The organism is Bacillus sp. EB106-02-03-XG38 (assembly GCF_058792175.1).
The window spans coordinates 114839-130485 of record NZ_JBYTED010000003.1; the positions used below are offsets into that span (position 1 = coordinate 114839).

The following is a 15647-nucleotide window of genomic DNA, read 5'->3' on the forward strand; positions in this document are numbered from 1 at the left end:
TGAGAAAGAGTGAAATGGAGGAGGTCCGTATGTGGAATTATGAAGCTGAGGAAGCGAAAGCTGTCGTTGTTATCGTGCACGGCGCAATGGAATATCACGGACGTTATGAAGCTGTAGCGGAAATGTGGAATCATAACGGCTACCACGTTGTGATGGGAGACCTTCCGTCGCACGGAACGACTTCAAGAAATAGAGGACATATTGATTCGTTTGATGAATACATAGAGGAAGTTAAATTGTGGGTGAAAGAGGCAAGAAAGTATCGGTTACCTATTTTTATATTCGGTCATAGTATGGGCGGTCTTATTGTCATTCGTATGATGCAAGAAACAAAGAGAGAAGATGTAGATGGTATTATTTTAAGTTCGCCATGTTTAGGTGTAGTAGCTGGGCCTTCAGCACCGCTTCAAGCTGCCTCAAAAATATTAAATATTATCGCTCCAAAATTGCAATTTGCAACGAATCTTACAGTGGAAATGTCCACTCGTAATCATGAAGTTCGGGACGCGATGGAGAATGATTCATTGTTCTTGCGCAAAGTATCAGTACGTTGGTATAGTGAATTGATTAAGTCTATCGAAATTGCTCATAAAAAAATAGATGATTTTCCAGATGTTCCGCTCTTGCTAATGCAAGCTTGTGAGGATAAACTTGTAGATAAAACACGTGTCCGTACTTGGTTTGATAATGTTAAAATAAGTGATAAGGCTTTTAAAGAATGGTCGAATTGTTATCATGAGTTATTAAATGAGTATGAGCGCGATGAAATTTTGAATTATATTCAGTCATTTACTGAAATACGCATCAATAACATAATAGAAACAAATAAGTAAATTATTTGTACATTGAATAGAGGAGATGAAGGAAGAAGTGAACGTACCGAGTAATCCCATAACGCTCATGGCGAAAGTATACCGTGATGTGTTTCCGGTTGTACACCATGAGCTAGCGATGTGGAAAGAGCGTGCCTACCATATTCCGAATGATGAGCTTCATAGTCAGGCAATCGCAAGTATTGAGCATAAAACGTTTCATTGCGAAGGCGGTGGCATTTTAGCGCTATTAGCAGATGAACACCGAGAGGAATGTATTCGTTTTATCGTAGCGTATCAGACAATTAGCGACTATTTAGATAATTTATGTGATCGCAGTACATCACTTGATCCAAATGATTTTGCCGCACTGCATGAATCGATGTTAATGGCATTATCACCTGAAGTAGAAGGTGGCGGTAATTATTATCGTTATCGTGATGATCAAGATGATGGTGGTTATTTAGATGAACTTGTTGAAACATGCCAAGATGTTTTAAAGAAAACGAAGCACTACGACAAAATTGCTCCTGTTCTTCATGAACTAGCTTGTTATTATTGTGATTTGCAAATTCATAAACACGTGAAGTTAGAAGAAAGAGAACCACGTTTACAAACATGGTTTGAAGCACATAAAGAAAATTTACCTGAGATGAGCTGGTTTGAATTTTCAGCATGTGCCGGTTCTACGCTTGGAATTTTCTGTCTTGTTGCATATGCATTCCATGATGAATTACATGATGAAGATATTGCGAAAATTAGACAAGGGTACTTCCCTTACGTACAAGGACTTCACATTTTACTTGATTATTTCATTGATCAAGAGGAAGACCGCGCCGGCGGAGATTTGAATTTCTGTAGTTATTATGAAAACGAGCAAGCGATATTAGATCGTATGAAACATTTTGTAGAAGAAGCAGAGAAGAGCATTGGTGATTTGCCTCATGCGAAGTTTCATCGTCTCATAAGCCGAGGGTTACTTGGTATTTATTTATCAGACCAAAAAGTATCAGCACAAAAGAATATGCACAAAATGGCACGGCGCATTGTAAAATACGGAGGCCTCACTTCACGATTCTTCTATTGGAACGGGAAGATGTACCGAAAGAAAATGGCGCAGTGATGAAGAAAGCCACTCATGTAGAGTGGCTTTTTGTTATAATATGGTAAAGGAGTGACGGGAATGAAGCGTGTTTTTCGAAAGCTATATGATCACATTGAAATTACACTTTTAATTTTATTATCAGTTTCATTTGTGATGGGCATGTATATGATGATGAATAGGCCAAGTGGTCCTACTATGATGGATTATGTGCCCCAGGTAATAATTGCCGCAATTATTATAGTAGATATTGTCTTTTTAATAAGTGGTAGAAAAAAAGAAAATAGTAAATAACAAGCATTTGTACATGGCAGTACAAATGCTTGTTTATTATGAGCGTATTTTTGAAAATACATATATAAGAAGTTCAATCGCAAAAATAACTAAAACAGATAGTCCGAATAAAGGCATGACAACGCCTAGTATAACCATCATGATAAAGAAAATGATTATGCTTTTCTTATCTCTTTGTTTTGGCGGTGCTGCTAATTTTCCTTTCGGCTTTCTTGCTAACCACATTTTTATTCCATAATAAATAAGAAGTAATAAAGATAACGTCGTTAGTAAACATAATATTTGATTTGGCCATCCGAATAAATGGCCTTCATGAAGCGGGATACCGTAAGTAAACCATTGAGCAAATAATCCATAATCACGATAGTCTGTTTTGGAAATAAGCTCTCCGCTATATTGATCAAAGTAAGCTGTTATTTCTTCATTTGGTGCGACATGCATACCCGTAATACCAGAACCACTTGATTTCGAAACAGTGAATACACCTTTCGGATCAGCTGGTAGTGAAATAACGTATGGCTTCTTTATTTCAACTCCTTTTTGTAATACATCGACAGAAATTGCTTTCGGTTCATTTGAATTCGATTCAGGAGGAGCTTCTTTTCTTGTTGCCCACGGTAATTCTTTTACCTTTGATTCAGGCGGTGCCATATACAACTTTGGATATCCAATTGATTCATTCGATGATGCAATTTTATAAATTTGGTTACCCATAAATCCTGACCAAGGCAATCCAGATGCGACTAGCAGAACGAGTGGAATTGTAAATATAATACCGATAATAGAATGACGTCGTTTTGCTTTTTCTCGCTTATTGGATGCTGGTGTGTTTTTGAACTGGCGTATACTCATATACAACCCTGTCACAATTAAAAAGATCGTCCAGCATGCTGCAAGCTCTACAATATAGTTGACGACAGTGCCACCAACTAAAAGAGAACTATGTAATTCCCTCATTATATTGGCAAACGTTTCACTTGCATTTTGATCGCCAACAATTTGATTATTGCTATCTAAATACACATATTTTTGTTGCCCCGTATATTCATTTGCAATCGTAAGTCTCGTATTATAATCCCCATTAAACTCACTAATTTTCGCCACACTATAATGTGGATATTTTTTCTCTGTTAAGGAAATAGAATCAGACATCGAAATAGATTCCGTTTGGGCGCTTTTCCCAAAATATAAATCTTTATAGATGAAATCTTCAACCTCTTCTCGAAATAAATAACCAATTCCGCTCAGTGACAACGTAATAAGAAGCGGCGTAATAAAAAGCCCAGCGTAAAAATGCCAACGCCAAAAAATGTAATGAAGCGAACGATTTACTTTCATACTTTCAGTTCCCCTAACCTTCCCTATATGAATGGATTCCTCATTTTAATATAGCGAGATTAAGTGTGGATATTTTGAAGGAATTGTGAAAAATGTTAAAAGTTTTTGGATTTTTATCTATGAGATATACAATATGTAATGCAAAGCTTAGTTGAATGAATCAGCTCTTCATTGCCTTTTTGTAGTCTGATTTGAAGTGCCTTTTGAAAATAAGATAGGGCGGTATGAAAGTAACCTTCATCTAATTTACTTTTTCCGTAATGTTGGTAGAAGAAGTCTTCATAGATGGGTAAGTCTGGTAGTGTTTGTAGAAGTTCCGTAAAGAGTGCATTTGCAGCAGGAAATTTTCTTTCCCAATGATATGTATGTGCAAGACGAAGTTTGTTAATAAAAATTCCTTTGATGTTTTCTATTTGTGTGTAATATTGAATTGCCTCTTGTAAGTAATATTTACTTTTAGAAAGGTTGCCAGCGATTCGTTCATAAACACCGATTAATCCGCAGTTCTTTCCATACGATGAATCTTCATGTAAATGTTCTTTCAAAAATGCAATCCCTTGCTTCATTTCAGCAAGGGATATAGGTTTTTCTCTAAGGTTTTCGTCAAATGTGTATCCCATTTCAAAAGGTATATTCATTGGGACCCCCTTATATTTTTTGCATACTTCCTAACAACCGCCTCTGCAAGACTTTGAGCAGAATCCACAAAATCCTCATCCGCCACAACATTCAAATCAGTACATGCGATAATGGCGGTATCTACTTGATCTTTCAATTGTAAAACGAGCGTGCGCCATAGTTTGCTGGCTTCTTCAACTTCTCCGCTTTTTATATAAGTAATAATTTGATTAATCATTGTCTGCCATTTTTTATGATGAATGTACTCTATATTACGCTTTGCAATCCCGTCTTGATAAATACCAGCTTGGATTGTCGCTTCTGTTGCGAGAAGAGCGACTCTTTTTGTATTTGTAGGAATTGTTTGTAACGTCTCGTCGACTATATTTAAAACCGGAATGGACAGAGAATGCTGTAATTCTTCAAAATAAAGATGCGCTGTATTGCACGGCATAGCGATAAATTCTACGCCAGTACTTTCAAGTTTTTGTGCCCCTTCAATAATCGCTTTTTTCATTGTTTCGTGATTAATAGGGCGATCCATATAAAACGGTGTTGGGCAAGAATAAATCATCATATGAGGAAAGTCCATATCATGCTTTGCTCCGTATATTTTTTGACACTTTGCTACAACTGTATCGACGAATGGCCCAGTCGATTTTGGTCCCATTCCTGCTAGTATTCCGATCATTGTTTCGTCTCCTTTAATATGTAATTAAAAACGTTTTTTGCGAACGATAAAAAGAAATAAAGTAAGTAATAAAAATGAATACAGGATAGCCCAAGCTGTGAGCCATAGTGTGTGAGTAAGTATATTAAATTTGTATTGTCCAAGCATTAGAAAGGCTTCGACCGGTGGTAAAAACCATAGTAACTCTTTTTTAAACCGGATGGAGGCGATCGTTATAAGTAATATAAATGTCAGGCTAAGCCAAGCTGTGCTTGCTTTTTGAATAATATTTCTAGTAAATAAAGTTGCGATTGAAATTCCTAGTATAGAGAAAGACATGTGAGCGAGAAATCCGACTAGAAATAAAGAAACTGTCATTTCTTCATTAAACATTTGAAAAATAATTGGATAGATTATGGATATAAAAGATAAAACAGTACAAATGAGAAGAGCCGTAATGTATTTACCAACATATAGTGCAGAAATATTATTTGTGTGAGAAATAGTAATTTGTTCTTGTACAGGGTCTTCCGTATGAAAAATTGTGACTGTAATCCAAGCAGATAATAAATAAAGTGCGAGTGCCGTTTCTAAGTATGTCGGTACAATAGGATTCGGTTTATATGCATATACAAAAAGTAAGCTCACAAAGTACATCGCAATAGGAGGGACGTACTTATACGATTTTGTATAGTCGAGAAAATGGTAACGAATAAGAGCAAACATAATAAACCTTCTTTCGATTTAAAAGTTAGGTTGTAGCAGTGTGATAGATGCTTTTTTATGTAATAAAAACTGAAGCATTTCGTTTGTATATTCTTTTTCTATTTGTAATTGAATAAGGTTTTGATTTGAATTGTGTGCAACGTGTATAAATCCTAATTGTTTCCGTAGTTCTATCGTAGAAAATGTTTCGTGAACGATTGCTTCAATATAGACTTGTTCTGCTGATTTTTGTATAGAGATATCTTCCGTGATTGTATGATTTGCTAACGTCACAATTCTATCGGCGAAGTTTTCTAGTAGTTGTTTTTCGTGACATGTGAAGAGTATAGATATGCCGTGTTGTTTTAATGAGAGTAAAATATGTTCTAGTTCTTGCTGCGAGTTAGGATCCAGCCCAGAAAGTGGTTCATCTAAAATTAGTAAATGGACGTCTGTAAGCAATGCTTGCATAATGCCAGTTTTTTGTTTCATACCTTTTGAAAAGTTTCGTACAACGGAATGTCTTGCGTGATGTAAATGAAAAGATTCAAGAAGCATTGGGATTTTATCTTTTAAATATTTTGTTGATAAGCCATGAATGTGGCCGAGATGATATAAATAATCTTCTAATGTAAAACGAATCCCTTCAGGAAAATGTTCAGGTACATAGCCGATTTGTATATGTTCTTTTCTTTGAAGTGTTCCTGCTGTAGGTGAAATAAATCCTGCAATTATTTTGAGTAGAGTACTTTTTCCAGTACCGTTCCCGCCAATAATAGCGAGCGCTTCTCCTTCTGGAATGGATAAATCGATGTTGTCTAGTATAAGTGATTTGCAGTACTTCTTTTGAATTCCCCTTAGTTCTACTAGCAAAGTTCTATCCTTCTTTCTTCAAATATTGTATACATCCATTATATAGGAGAATAAGAAAAAGACGTGCAATGAGTGCACGTCTTTTTTTGTTATCTTTTGTCGATAAGTCGATATAGTGTGTCGAATTGTCGATATATTACCCCGCATTAACGGGCAGTAAAACTCACACCTTAAAATTCGCCTGGAGCAAAGATGTTAGGTGGGAGATAAACGGCCTATAAATGCCCGATTGGTTCAACTAATAATCAGTGGGGAATGCCCCCACTGATTAAAGTTTCACTTTATCGCTTCTCAATCGCCACAATAAATGGGGGGTTATTTTGCTGGTTAATGAAGCCATACCGCAATACGTGAGCTTGTTTTTGGTCTAGTTCTTCTGCAAATTTGAGAACAGCATCGCGTTCTACTTGTCCTTCTGGGTGTCCGTGGTAAATGACAAGGACGATAATTCCCTCAGGTGCCATTACGTCTAGTAATTGTTCAATTGCCGAAATGGTTGAGTTCGGTTTTGTAACGATGTGCTTGTCACCGCCAGGAAGGTAACCTAAGTTGAAGATAGCGCCTGTTACTTTTCCTTTTGCGTCTTCTGGTAGTACGGATAGAAGCGTATCGTGACTATCATGAACTAAAACAGTACGTTCAAAAAGCTCCTTCTCTTTTAGACGAGTTGTTGAGCTTTCAATGGCCTGTTTTTGAATATCAAATCCAAATACTTTTCCGTTATCTCCAACGATTTCAGCTAGGAAGCAAGTGTCATGTCCATTTCCAAGCGTTGCATCTACAGCGTAATCGCCTTCTTTAATAGCCGTTTGCAGCAGTGTGCGAGCAAACGGTAATACACGTTCTAATTTCATTGTTGTTTCTCCTCATTTGCATATTTTCCTTGCCAGCTTCCGCGGCGTACAAATTCTGCATCGATGGAATTTAATACTTCCCATTTATTTAAGCTCCACATCGGGCCGATCATTAAATCAGGTGGACCGTCACCTGTGATGCGGTGCACAATTACGTCTTCTGGAATGATTTCAAGTTGGTCAACAACGAGACTTACGTAATCCTCAAGAGAAAGGAACTCGAGTTGTCCTTTTTCATATTGCTTCACCATTGGCGTTCCTTTTAATAAATGAAGTAAATGAATTTTAATTCCTTGTACATCAAGCTTCGCTACTTCACGAGCTGTTTCCATCATCATGTCATAATTTTCAAGGGGAAGACCGTTAATAATATGAGAGCAAACTCTAATGCCATGCTTACGTAATTTATTTACACCTTCCACATAAGACGGATAATCATGAGCGCGATTAATAAGATTCGCAGTTCGTTCATGAACAGTTTGTAATCCGAGTTCAACCCAAAGGTATGTGCGCTTATTTAAGTCCGCTAAATACTCAACGACATCGTCTGGTAAGCAATCTGGACGAGTGGCGATTGAAAGACCGACAACGTCTTTTTCTGCTAGAAGCGGTTCGAATTTTTCTTTTAACACTTCAAGTGGTGCATGTGTATTTGTGTACGCTTGGAAATAAGCGATACATTTTCCATCTTTCCACTTTGAGCGCATTTTTTCTTTCATTTCATGATATTGCGTTATAACATCATCGCGTCGATCACCAGCGAAGTCACCAGATCCAGCAGCACTGCAAAATGTACAACCACCATAAGCAACTGTACCGTCACGGTTCGGGCAATCGAAGCCAGCATCTAATGAAACTTTAAAGATTTTTTCACCAAATTCATTTCGTAAATGGTAATTCCATGTATGATAACGTTTATTGTCGTTTGTATATGGAAAAGGGTTTTGAACCTTCATTACTTTCCCTCCTAAGCCGAGTCAAAATGAAACAAAATCCATTATAACATACTCATAAGGTAGAGATGGAAGGGACACACTAAAGGGGAATTGAAGCAAGGAGGGACAATTATGGCAGAGCGTCAATCACTTGAATCGTATATTACACAAGCGGAACAAGCAGTGGAATATGCGAAAGAACAATTAGACCAAGGCATGAGACAAGAGCATTACAATACGATGGAGTATTCAGATGCGCAGTTACAATTAGAACAAGCATATAACGATTTACAAACGATGCAACAACATGCAAATGATGAGCAACGTGAGCAATTAAATAGAGCACGTATGGCAATTCGCCAATTGCAACATCAAATGATTATTACACCGCACTAATAAGGAGTGAATGTAATGGCGAAACGTTCAGATCAAAATAATCCAGAGCAAAAAACGCAAAATGGACATAACGCTGAATTTTCAAATGAGCTTGATCCAATTGTTCAAGTAAAACAACGCAACAGTAAAAAAGGACAACCTCAAAGATCAAAGCAATCAGAGTAAACCAGGTCGCAATATGACCTGGTTTTATTTTGCTATATGACAATAATGTAAGATTTCTGTAAGGTTTTCCGATAGTTGTAAGCTAACTCTTCCAGTAGAGTAAGGGAGGATTAAATTTTGGACAAGGAGTTGCATTATGGGGAACAATATTACAAACAAACGAATTGATGAGTTAGATTACATTCGTGGCTTCGCATTACTGGGGATTATTTTAGTAAATATTCTTGCACTACTTCATATTAAAATTCCAGATCCTAATACAGTAGATGCTAGCTACCAAAGGTTTCTATACTTATTTGTAGAAGGTCGTTTCTTCTCGATTTTTTCATTCTTATTTGGAGTAGGATTCTATATCTTTATCTCTAGAGCAATTGCGAAAGGGAAAAATGGATATGTTTTATTTTTACGTCGTCTAGTTGCGCTATTTATTTTCGGTTTGCTTCATTACATGTTTCAGCCTGGCGAAGCGTTAACGTTATATGCAATCTGCGGGTTAATCGTTTTACCATTTTATAAAGCGAAAAAAGAAGTAAACTTAATAATTGGTCTTATTTTGACAATTGCTTTTAGTGTGATGGGCGTTAAAGAACTATTACCACTTGGCTTAATTTTATTAGGTCTTGCTGCAGGACAATATCGTGTATTTGAAAATCTCTCACAAAACATAAAGAAAGTCGCTATTTTTACAGGTGTTATGTTCGTTTTAAGCGTCGTAGCTATATGGTATCAATATGGGCATGTTCCTGCTGAGCCATTTGTAAATATGATACTTATGACTGAGGATGGAACAATGGATGCTGCAGGTCAATTTTTAAAAATTGGTGTTACAGTCGGACCAATTATTTCAGCTTTCTATGTCGGAGCGTTAATTTTATTACTTCAGTTAAAACCAGTTCAAACATTATTAGCACCACTGAAATATTATGGACGTATGGCTTTAACGAATTACATTGGACAAACTGCAATGATTTTAATTGCCGGTAGCGTATTTAACTTTGCAGGAAACTTAACATACATACAGACGTTATATGTATGTATCGCAATTTATGCTATTCAAATTGTGTTTAGTGTAATTTGGATGAAAATCTTTAAAATGGGTCCGCTAGAATGGATTTGGCGTGTTATTACGTATTGGACGGTAACACCTTTAAAGAAATAAAGTGAAACTTTAATCAGTGGGCTGTTCCTTTCGCGGAACAGCCTATTTTTATTGTCATCTTTTGTCGATAAGTCGATATATTTTGGTAATCGCTGATAAAAGTGTAAGAACCGCCGATATATTTGAAAAATCGCTGATAAAAGTGTAAGAACCGCTGATATATTTTAACAACCGCTTATAAAATTTCATTTACCAACGAACCTTACACGCACCCATTCTCTATCTTACAAAAGTGTAAGGTAATTGTAATGTTAACAAATAGCAGTTCAGCTCTAAAAAGCGCAAAATAGGTAATGGAAAAACAAGCGTAGGAGGATATATATGACGAAACCAGTTGTAGACGTGAAAAACGTTCAAAAAGTGTACGGTAAAAAAGGTGAGAACCAATCACACGCGTTAAAAGGTGTTTCATTCTCGATTCAAGAGGGTGAGTTTGTTGGGATTATGGGACCATCTGGTTCTGGTAAAACGACATTATTAAATGTAATTTCAACGCTTGATAAAGCAACAGGCGGCGTTGTTGAAATTGCGGGTACGGATATTACGAAAATGAAACAAGGTGAGCTTTCTGATTTTCGTTCACAAAAGTTAGGATTCATTTTCCAAGACTTTAACTTATTAGAGAACTTATCTATTTATGAAAACATTGCACTTCCGCTTTCTCTTCAAGGTGTTCCATCACGTAATATTGGACCGAAAGTAGAAAAAGTAGCCGGTATGTTAGGAATTACAGAAATTCTTCAAAAGTATCCAGCTGAAGTATCTGGTGGACAAAAGCAGCGTTCAGCAGCAGCGCGTGCGCTTGTGCATGAACCAGCAATCATTTTAGGGGACGAGCCAACAGGAGCTCTTGATTCTAAAAATGCAACGAGTTTACTTGATGCGATGACAAACTTAAATAAAGATCAAGGCGTATCGATTATGATGGTTACGCATGATCCGTACAGTGCAAGTTACTGTCAGCGTATTTTATTCATTCAAGATGGTGAGTTATATAAAGAAATTCATCGCGGTGGTACGCGTGAAGAGTTCTACAAAGAAATTTTAGATGTACTTGCAGACTTAGGTACACAAAAAGCGTAAGAAAGGAGGTTCCAGTATGTTATTTAAACTTTCCATGTCAGGACTGAAAAGTAAGCTGAAAGATTATATCGTCTTACTTGTTGGTCTTGTCATGTCGATTTCAATTTTTTATATGTTTCAAACGTTAGCGCTTAATAAAGCGTTTCTTGAATCTAACTCAATGATTAAATCTATTGGATTCGTATTCCAAGCGGGATCATTTTTACTAGCAATTATAACGTTCTTCTACATTTTATATGCAAACTCATTCTTATTATCTCTTCGTCAAAAAGAATTCGGAATGTATATGATGTTAGGAGCGAAAAAACATAAAGTTACATTACTTATGTTTATTGAAACAATCGTATTAGGCGCTGCGTCTCTTGCGATTGGTATTACAGTTGGTGTAGGACTTGCAGCGGGCATTGGGCAGTTATTAATGAAACAGCTAGAATTTACTGGTGAAGGGTATAAAGCATTCTATATTCCATCAATGACTGTTACTTGTCTCTTCTTCTTTGCACTATTTGTCTTATCAGCAATTATGAACAGTATTAAATTATCACGTATTTCTGTACTGCAACTTGTACATGCAGATGCACAAACAGAACGTGTTGCAGTAAAAGGGAAAATGACAGGTTTAGTTGCATTCCTTGCGGTTATTTTATTAGGAATTGGCTATGCATCAATGATTTACATGGAAAAACTAAGAGAGATGGGAATCCTTATTGCATTAGTTACAACAACAGCTGGTACTTACATGCTATTTGGGTCACTTCTTCCAGTTATTATTAAAAAGTTAAAAAGTAATAAGAAGCGTAGTGAAAAAGGACTTAACGCTTTTACATTTGCACAGTTAAATTTCCGTATTAATAGTTTAACGAAAGTACTTGCGACGGTAGCGATGTTAGTAGCGCTTGGAGCTGGTGCAATTTCAGGTGGTATGGCGTTTAAAAATAATGTTATAAAAATGGTTGATGGTTTAGTAATCTATGATTCAGTAGTTCATAATCCAACAGCTGAAGAAAAGAAAATATTAGATGGTATTACATTTAAAGAGAAAAGTGAATATCGTTACAAAGTAGATGATAAATACGTTTACTATGTAAAAGAGGATTTAGAGAAAAATCGTCCTTTAGTAAGAGATATGGCAAATATGGAGTCAATGAAAGATTTAGTGAATACGAAGAACGTTTCAGAGGAACTACAAGCAGGTGCAGTTTCTAGAGAAATGAATGAAAAAGATGCGAACGCTAAAGAACTTTCAGCAGAATGGGTAGATGCTTTTAGTACAATTCATCCGTATTATATATACGGAGATCATGCAATTAAAATTGTAGATCAAAAAATGTACGATGGGATAAATGGTAAAGATGGTATAGCATTTATCGGAAAAACAGATGACTTCTTAACATATACAAAAGAGTGGAAAAAACTTGACGAGTTGCAGCTAGTTAAATATAAAAATGTAAAAGCTGAACAAATGGATAGTAAATATCAAGCTTATAATGGGTTCTATGGCATTGCAAGCGGAACAGTGTTTATGGGATTCTTCCTTGGAATTGCGTTCTTAGCAATGATGGCAAGTTGTTTAATGTTTAAAATTCTTTCTGGTGCATCAAAAGATATTACGCGCTATCAAATGCTTCGTAAAATCGGTGTGCGTCGTGAGTTATTAACGAAATCGATTTATAAAGAGTTATTCTTAGTATTCTTATTCCCAGCAATTCTAGGTATCGCTCACGTATTAGTGGGTATGAATATTTTCGGATTTATTTTAGTTGATCCGTACTTCCGTATTTGGGTACCAATCGTAATTTTCGTAGTTATTTATGCGATTTATTACTTCATTACAGTTCAATTGTATAAAGGAATTGTTCTTCCGAAAGAAGATTAATACGTAAAAAGCCGAGTCCGAGTAAAAGTGCTCGGCTTTTTGTATTTTCAGAAAAAACACTTTAATGTTACTGAAATATATAATATAATGTAAATAAGTAACATAATATGTGAGTATCAGCAACCGAAAAATGAAAGGAGGAATCCGATCTGTAGAAAGAAGCTGAACTTGTATCCCCTATTTTTCTACCCACACCGTATTTGTACAATCATAAATTTCCAAATGAAAAATTGTCAGACCTAAGTCGTATATTGTGAAAATAATGGATAATACATGGAAATCTCATAGCGTGATAAGGTAAAATGAACAGGATAATGAGAAAATTACCGTTCATAAGATGAGGAGATACATGTATGGAAGTTGTAGAGGCATTAAAAGATATAAGCCAAATTGAGGCTATGAAAAAGTATTTAAAAGAGCACTCGCAGCGAGATTATCTTTTATTTGTTATTGGAATTAACACTGGATTAAAGATTACTGAACTACTTAGCATGAAATTTGAAGAGGTATTAAATGAAGATAGAACTGTGAAAGAGTTCTACTCTCTTCCTGTGAAAGATGAAAAATTCAAACAAGATATTTATTTAAATACAAAAGTAAAAGAAGCACTTTTAGAGTATGTACAATCTATTGACGCTCAAAGAGAAAATTACGTATTTCAATCTAATAAAACAACAAATTCAATCTCACGCCAACAAGCGTATCGCGTTATTCATAGCGCAGCTGAAGCGGTTGGAATTGTTGGGAAGATTGGAACGAACTCAATGCGAAAAACATTTGGATATCACGCGTACAAAAGAGGAATAGCGATTGCGCTATTGCAAAAGCATTTTCATCACGCAACTCCATCAGAAACACTCAAGTATTTAGGAATCTCAAAAGATGAAAAGTTTAAAACAGAGATTGATGTAGATTTGTAAAAGCCGTAACTAAAAAATTTAGGAGGCGGAAAATATGAATATTAGAGAAAGTGAACTTCCGGGTATTGGCTGTAAGTTTGAAGTAATTACAAAAGGTAATGAAAAAATGGTTATTGTGATTCATGATGATGGCCGAAGAGAAATGTATCATTTTGATGCGGATCACGATGAGAGTGTTTCAAGCATTTCTCTTCGTGATTCTGAAGCGAGACAAATTGCAGCTATATTAGGCGGAATGGTATATAGACCGCAAGCACTAGACACAATTGAGATGGCTTTTGAAGGATTATCAATTGAATGGTTTAAGGTAGAAAATAGTGCACCAGTAGTACAACAAACAATTGGTAGCTTACATGTCAGAAAAACATATAACGTAACGATTATTGCTATTTTGAAAAAGAATATGAAGAAATTCTTTAATCCAGGTCCAGATTCTATTATTGAAGCTGGTGATATGCTCGTGTTATCGGGCGCGAGACATGAAGTGAAAAGAATTATTAATGAATTGCTTTCAGCAGGAGGTGATTCCTAATCGATGGATACTTTAATCTTTGAAGTTGGAACTGCGTTAGTATTAGTAGCTTTTGCAGCTATCCTCGCTGCGAAGTTAAAGTTCTCGATTATTCCGTTTCTCATTATACTCGGTATGTTAGTGGGGCCTCATGCCCCAGATTTAGGACTTATCGATTTAAGGTTTATTGAAAGCGGAGAAGTTATTTCCTTCCTCGGCCGTGTTGGCGTCATATTCCTCTTATTCTACTTAGGCTTAGAATTTTCAATAAAAAAATTAATTAAATCAGGAAAGTCGATTGCTTTTGGGGGTAGTGTTCATATATCGCTTAATTTCATATTAGGTTTGCTTTATGGATATGTGATGGGCTTCCCCTTATTAGAAACGTTAATTATTGCTGGAATCATTACAATTTCATCGAGTGCAATTGTTGCAAAAGTAATTGTTGATTTAAGAAGATCTGGTAATAAAGAGACTGAATTAATATTAGGAATCATTATGTTTGATGATATTTTTTTAGCTGTATATTTATCAGTCGTTTCAGGGTTAGTGCTCGGTGGTGCAACATCATTTGTAGGTGCTCTTACATCGGTGTTAATCGCAGTAGGGTATATGCTCCTATTCTTTGTAATCGCTAGAAAAGCTACGCCGTTTCTAAATAAAGTATTAGATATTTCGTCAAATGAAATTTTTATTATCGTAATATTCGCTATTTTATTCTTTGTAGCAGGATTTTCAGAAACAATTCATGTTGCGGAAGCAATTGGTGCATTATTGTTAGGGCTTGTCTTTTCTGAAACAGAGCATAGCGATCGGATTGAGCATCTTGTCGTTCCATTTCGTGATTTCTTTGGAGCCATATTCTTTTTCAGCTTCGGTTTAAGTATAGATCCATTTTCACTTGGAGGAGCAGTGTGGTTAGCATTAGGAGCAGTTCTTATTACGCTCATTGGTAATTTTACTGCTGGAATGATGGCGGGACGTAAAGCTGGGTTATCGCATAAGGCTTCTACGAATATTGGTTTAACCCTTGTATCACGCGGAGAGTTTTCTATTATTGTCGCGAATATCGGTATTGCAGGTGGCTTAATGGCAGCGATTAAACCGTTCTCCGCACTGTACGTTTTAATATTAGCATCGTTAGGGCCGTTATTAACGAAAGAGTCTGGGAGAATATACTCTCTACTAGATAAGGTATTTAAATGGAGCGCTAAAGAACGTGCGAAGCGAGAAAAAGAAGTTGGATAGTATAAATAAGAGGAGACTGCGTGAAGTTCAGGCAGTCTCCTCTTATTTATATATTGTTACTACTGTCGTTTTTGGTCGGTAAGTCGAT

General features: G+C 36.1%; 18 protein-coding genes. 11 read left to right on the forward strand and 7 right to left on the reverse strand.

The window, feature by feature from the left end; all coding sequences use genetic code 11:
* Positions 1-29: 29 nt before the first annotated feature.
* The 3 genes from AC3WTI_RS15010 to AC3WTI_RS15020 are packed head-to-tail and all read left to right on the forward strand — an operon-like array spanning position 30 to position 2208.
* Positions 30-833: an alpha/beta hydrolase gene (locus tag AC3WTI_RS15010; RefSeq protein ID WP_097841568.1), complete on the forward strand. Its 804-nt coding sequence runs from the start codon at positions 30-32 to the stop codon at positions 831-833.
* Positions 834-870: 37 nt separating this feature from the next.
* Positions 871-1935 (forward strand): tetraprenyl-beta-curcumene synthase family protein, encoded by a 1065-nt coding sequence (locus tag AC3WTI_RS15015; protein WP_142286661.1) that lies wholly within the window; start codon positions 871-873, stop codon positions 1933-1935.
* 60 nt (positions 1936-1995) lie between these two features.
* Positions 1996-2208 (forward strand): hypothetical protein, encoded by a 213-nt coding sequence (locus AC3WTI_RS15020; RefSeq protein WP_087958465.1) that lies wholly within the window; start codon positions 1996-1998, stop codon positions 2206-2208.
* 36 nt (positions 2209-2244) lie between these two features.
* Here AC3WTI_RS15020 and AC3WTI_RS15025 read toward each other — a convergent pair whose 3' ends face one another.
* From AC3WTI_RS15025 to mnmL, 7 genes are all read right to left on the reverse strand, one after another.
* Entirely contained in the window at positions 2245-3546 is a 1302-nt protein-coding gene (locus AC3WTI_RS15025) for a PepSY-associated TM helix domain-containing protein (protein WP_087958466.1), read from the reverse strand.
* Positions 3547-3659: 113 nt separating this feature from the next.
* Positions 3660-4184, reverse strand: a complete 525-nt coding sequence (locus tag AC3WTI_RS15030) for a tetratricopeptide repeat protein (RefSeq protein WP_097841569.1) — start codon at positions 4182-4184, stop codon at positions 3660-3662.
* Positions 4181-4855, reverse strand: a complete 675-nt coding sequence (locus AC3WTI_RS15035) for an aspartate/glutamate racemase family protein (RefSeq protein ID WP_253621660.1) — start codon at positions 4853-4855, stop codon at positions 4181-4183. Before AC3WTI_RS15035 ends, AC3WTI_RS15030 begins: the two co-directional genes overlap by 4 nt.
* 24 nt (positions 4856-4879) lie before the next feature.
* On the reverse strand, positions 4880-5560 hold the full coding sequence (locus tag AC3WTI_RS15040; RefSeq protein ID WP_087958469.1) for an ABC transporter permease: 681 nt from the start codon (positions 5558-5560) through the stop codon (positions 4880-4882).
* A gap of 18 nt (positions 5561-5578) precedes the next feature.
* The gene (locus tag AC3WTI_RS15045) at positions 5579-6412 is read right to left on the reverse strand and encodes an ABC transporter ATP-binding protein (protein ID WP_087958470.1); all 834 of its coding nucleotides are present in this window, start codon (positions 6410-6412) and stop codon (positions 5579-5581) included.
* A 281-nt stretch (positions 6413-6693) separates the two neighbouring features.
* Complete coding sequence (mnmM, locus tag AC3WTI_RS15050; RefSeq protein ID WP_097841571.1) at positions 6694-7266, reverse strand: tRNA 5-(aminomethyl)-2-thiouridylate-methyltransferase MnmM; 573 nt, start codon at positions 7264-7266, stop codon at positions 6694-6696.
* Positions 7263-8222 (reverse strand): tRNA modification radical SAM protein MnmL/YtqA, encoded by a 960-nt coding sequence (gene mnmL, locus AC3WTI_RS15055; protein ID WP_002173869.1) that lies wholly within the window; start codon positions 8220-8222, stop codon positions 7263-7265. Before mnmL ends, mnmM begins: the two co-directional genes overlap by 4 nt.
* A gap of 111 nt (positions 8223-8333) precedes the next feature.
* Between mnmL and AC3WTI_RS15060 the strand changes: the two genes are divergently transcribed.
* From AC3WTI_RS15060 to AC3WTI_RS15095, 8 genes are all read left to right on the forward strand, one after another.
* Positions 8334-8597, forward strand: a complete 264-nt coding sequence (locus AC3WTI_RS15060) for a YtzC family protein (RefSeq protein WP_000840869.1) — start codon at positions 8334-8336, stop codon at positions 8595-8597.
* Between the two features lie 15 nt (positions 8598-8612).
* Positions 8613-8762, forward strand: coding sequence for a hypothetical protein (locus AC3WTI_RS15065; RefSeq protein WP_001129341.1), 150 nt, complete (start codon positions 8613-8615; stop codon positions 8760-8762).
* A gap of 136 nt (positions 8763-8898) precedes the next feature.
* Positions 8899-9921: a DUF418 domain-containing protein gene (locus tag AC3WTI_RS15070; protein ID WP_087958473.1), complete on the forward strand. Its 1023-nt coding sequence runs from the start codon at positions 8899-8901 to the stop codon at positions 9919-9921.
* A 321-nt stretch (positions 9922-10242) separates the two neighbouring features.
* Complete coding sequence (locus AC3WTI_RS15075; protein ID WP_087958474.1) at positions 10243-11004, forward strand: ABC transporter ATP-binding protein; 762 nt, start codon at positions 10243-10245, stop codon at positions 11002-11004.
* A 16-nt stretch (positions 11005-11020) separates the two neighbouring features.
* The gene (locus AC3WTI_RS15080) at positions 11021-12880 is read left to right on the forward strand and encodes an FtsX-like permease family protein (protein WP_087958475.1); all 1860 of its coding nucleotides are present in this window, start codon (positions 11021-11023) and stop codon (positions 12878-12880) included.
* A gap of 353 nt (positions 12881-13233) precedes the next feature.
* Positions 13234-13800, forward strand: coding sequence for a tyrosine-type recombinase/integrase (locus AC3WTI_RS15085; protein ID WP_063262134.1), 567 nt, complete (start codon positions 13234-13236; stop codon positions 13798-13800).
* Between the two features lie 34 nt (positions 13801-13834).
* Positions 13835-14332 carry a cation:proton antiporter regulatory subunit gene (locus AC3WTI_RS15090; protein WP_087958476.1) on the forward strand — a complete coding sequence of 166 codons (498 nt, stop codon included), beginning with the start codon at positions 13835-13837 and terminating at the stop codon, positions 14330-14332.
* Positions 14333-14335: 3 nt separating this feature from the next.
* Positions 14336-15559, forward strand: a complete 1224-nt coding sequence (locus AC3WTI_RS15095; protein ID WP_087958477.1) for a cation:proton antiporter — start codon at positions 14336-14338, stop codon at positions 15557-15559.
* Positions 15560-15647: the final 88 nt, after the last annotated feature.

Coding starts and splice junctions, on each gene's coding strand:
- AC3WTI_RS15010 (WP_097841568.1), top strand. CDS start 30: ATGTGGAATTATGAAGCTGAGGAAGCGAAAGCTGTCGTTGTTATCGTG.
- AC3WTI_RS15020 (WP_087958465.1), top strand. CDS start 1,996: ATGAAGCGTGTTTTTCGAAAGCTATATGATCACATTGAAATTACACTT.
- AC3WTI_RS15025 (WP_087958466.1), bottom strand. CDS start 3,546: ATGAAAGTAAATCGTTCGCTTCATTACATTTTTTGGCGTTGGCATTTT.
- AC3WTI_RS15030 (WP_097841569.1), bottom strand. CDS start 4,184: ATGAATATACCTTTTGAAATGGGATACACATTTGACGAAAACCTTAGA.
- AC3WTI_RS15035 (WP_253621660.1), bottom strand. CDS start 4,855: ATGATCGGAATACTAGCAGGAATGGGACCAAAATCGACTGGGCCATTC.
- AC3WTI_RS15040 (WP_087958469.1), bottom strand. CDS start 5,560: ATGTTTGCTCTTATTCGTTACCATTTTCTCGACTATACAAAATCGTAT.
- mnmM (WP_097841571.1), bottom strand. CDS start 7,266: ATGAAATTAGAACGTGTATTACCGTTTGCTCGCACACTGCTGCAAACG.
- mnmL (WP_002173869.1), bottom strand. CDS start 8,222: ATGAAGGTTCAAAACCCTTTTCCATATACAAACGACAATAAACGTTAT.
- AC3WTI_RS15060 (WP_000840869.1), top strand. CDS start 8,334: ATGGCAGAGCGTCAATCACTTGAATCGTATATTACACAAGCGGAACAA.
- AC3WTI_RS15065 (WP_001129341.1), top strand. CDS start 8,613: ATGGCGAAACGTTCAGATCAAAATAATCCAGAGCAAAAAACGCAAAAT.
- AC3WTI_RS15070 (WP_087958473.1), top strand. CDS start 8,899: ATGGGGAACAATATTACAAACAAACGAATTGATGAGTTAGATTACATT.
- AC3WTI_RS15075 (WP_087958474.1), top strand. CDS start 10,243: ATGACGAAACCAGTTGTAGACGTGAAAAACGTTCAAAAAGTGTACGGT.
- AC3WTI_RS15080 (WP_087958475.1), top strand. CDS start 11,021: ATGTTATTTAAACTTTCCATGTCAGGACTGAAAAGTAAGCTGAAAGAT.
- AC3WTI_RS15085 (WP_063262134.1), top strand. CDS start 13,234: ATGGAAGTTGTAGAGGCATTAAAAGATATAAGCCAAATTGAGGCTATG.
- AC3WTI_RS15090 (WP_087958476.1), top strand. CDS start 13,835: ATGAATATTAGAGAAAGTGAACTTCCGGGTATTGGCTGTAAGTTTGAA.
- AC3WTI_RS15095 (WP_087958477.1), top strand. CDS start 14,336: ATGGATACTTTAATCTTTGAAGTTGGAACTGCGTTAGTATTAGTAGCT.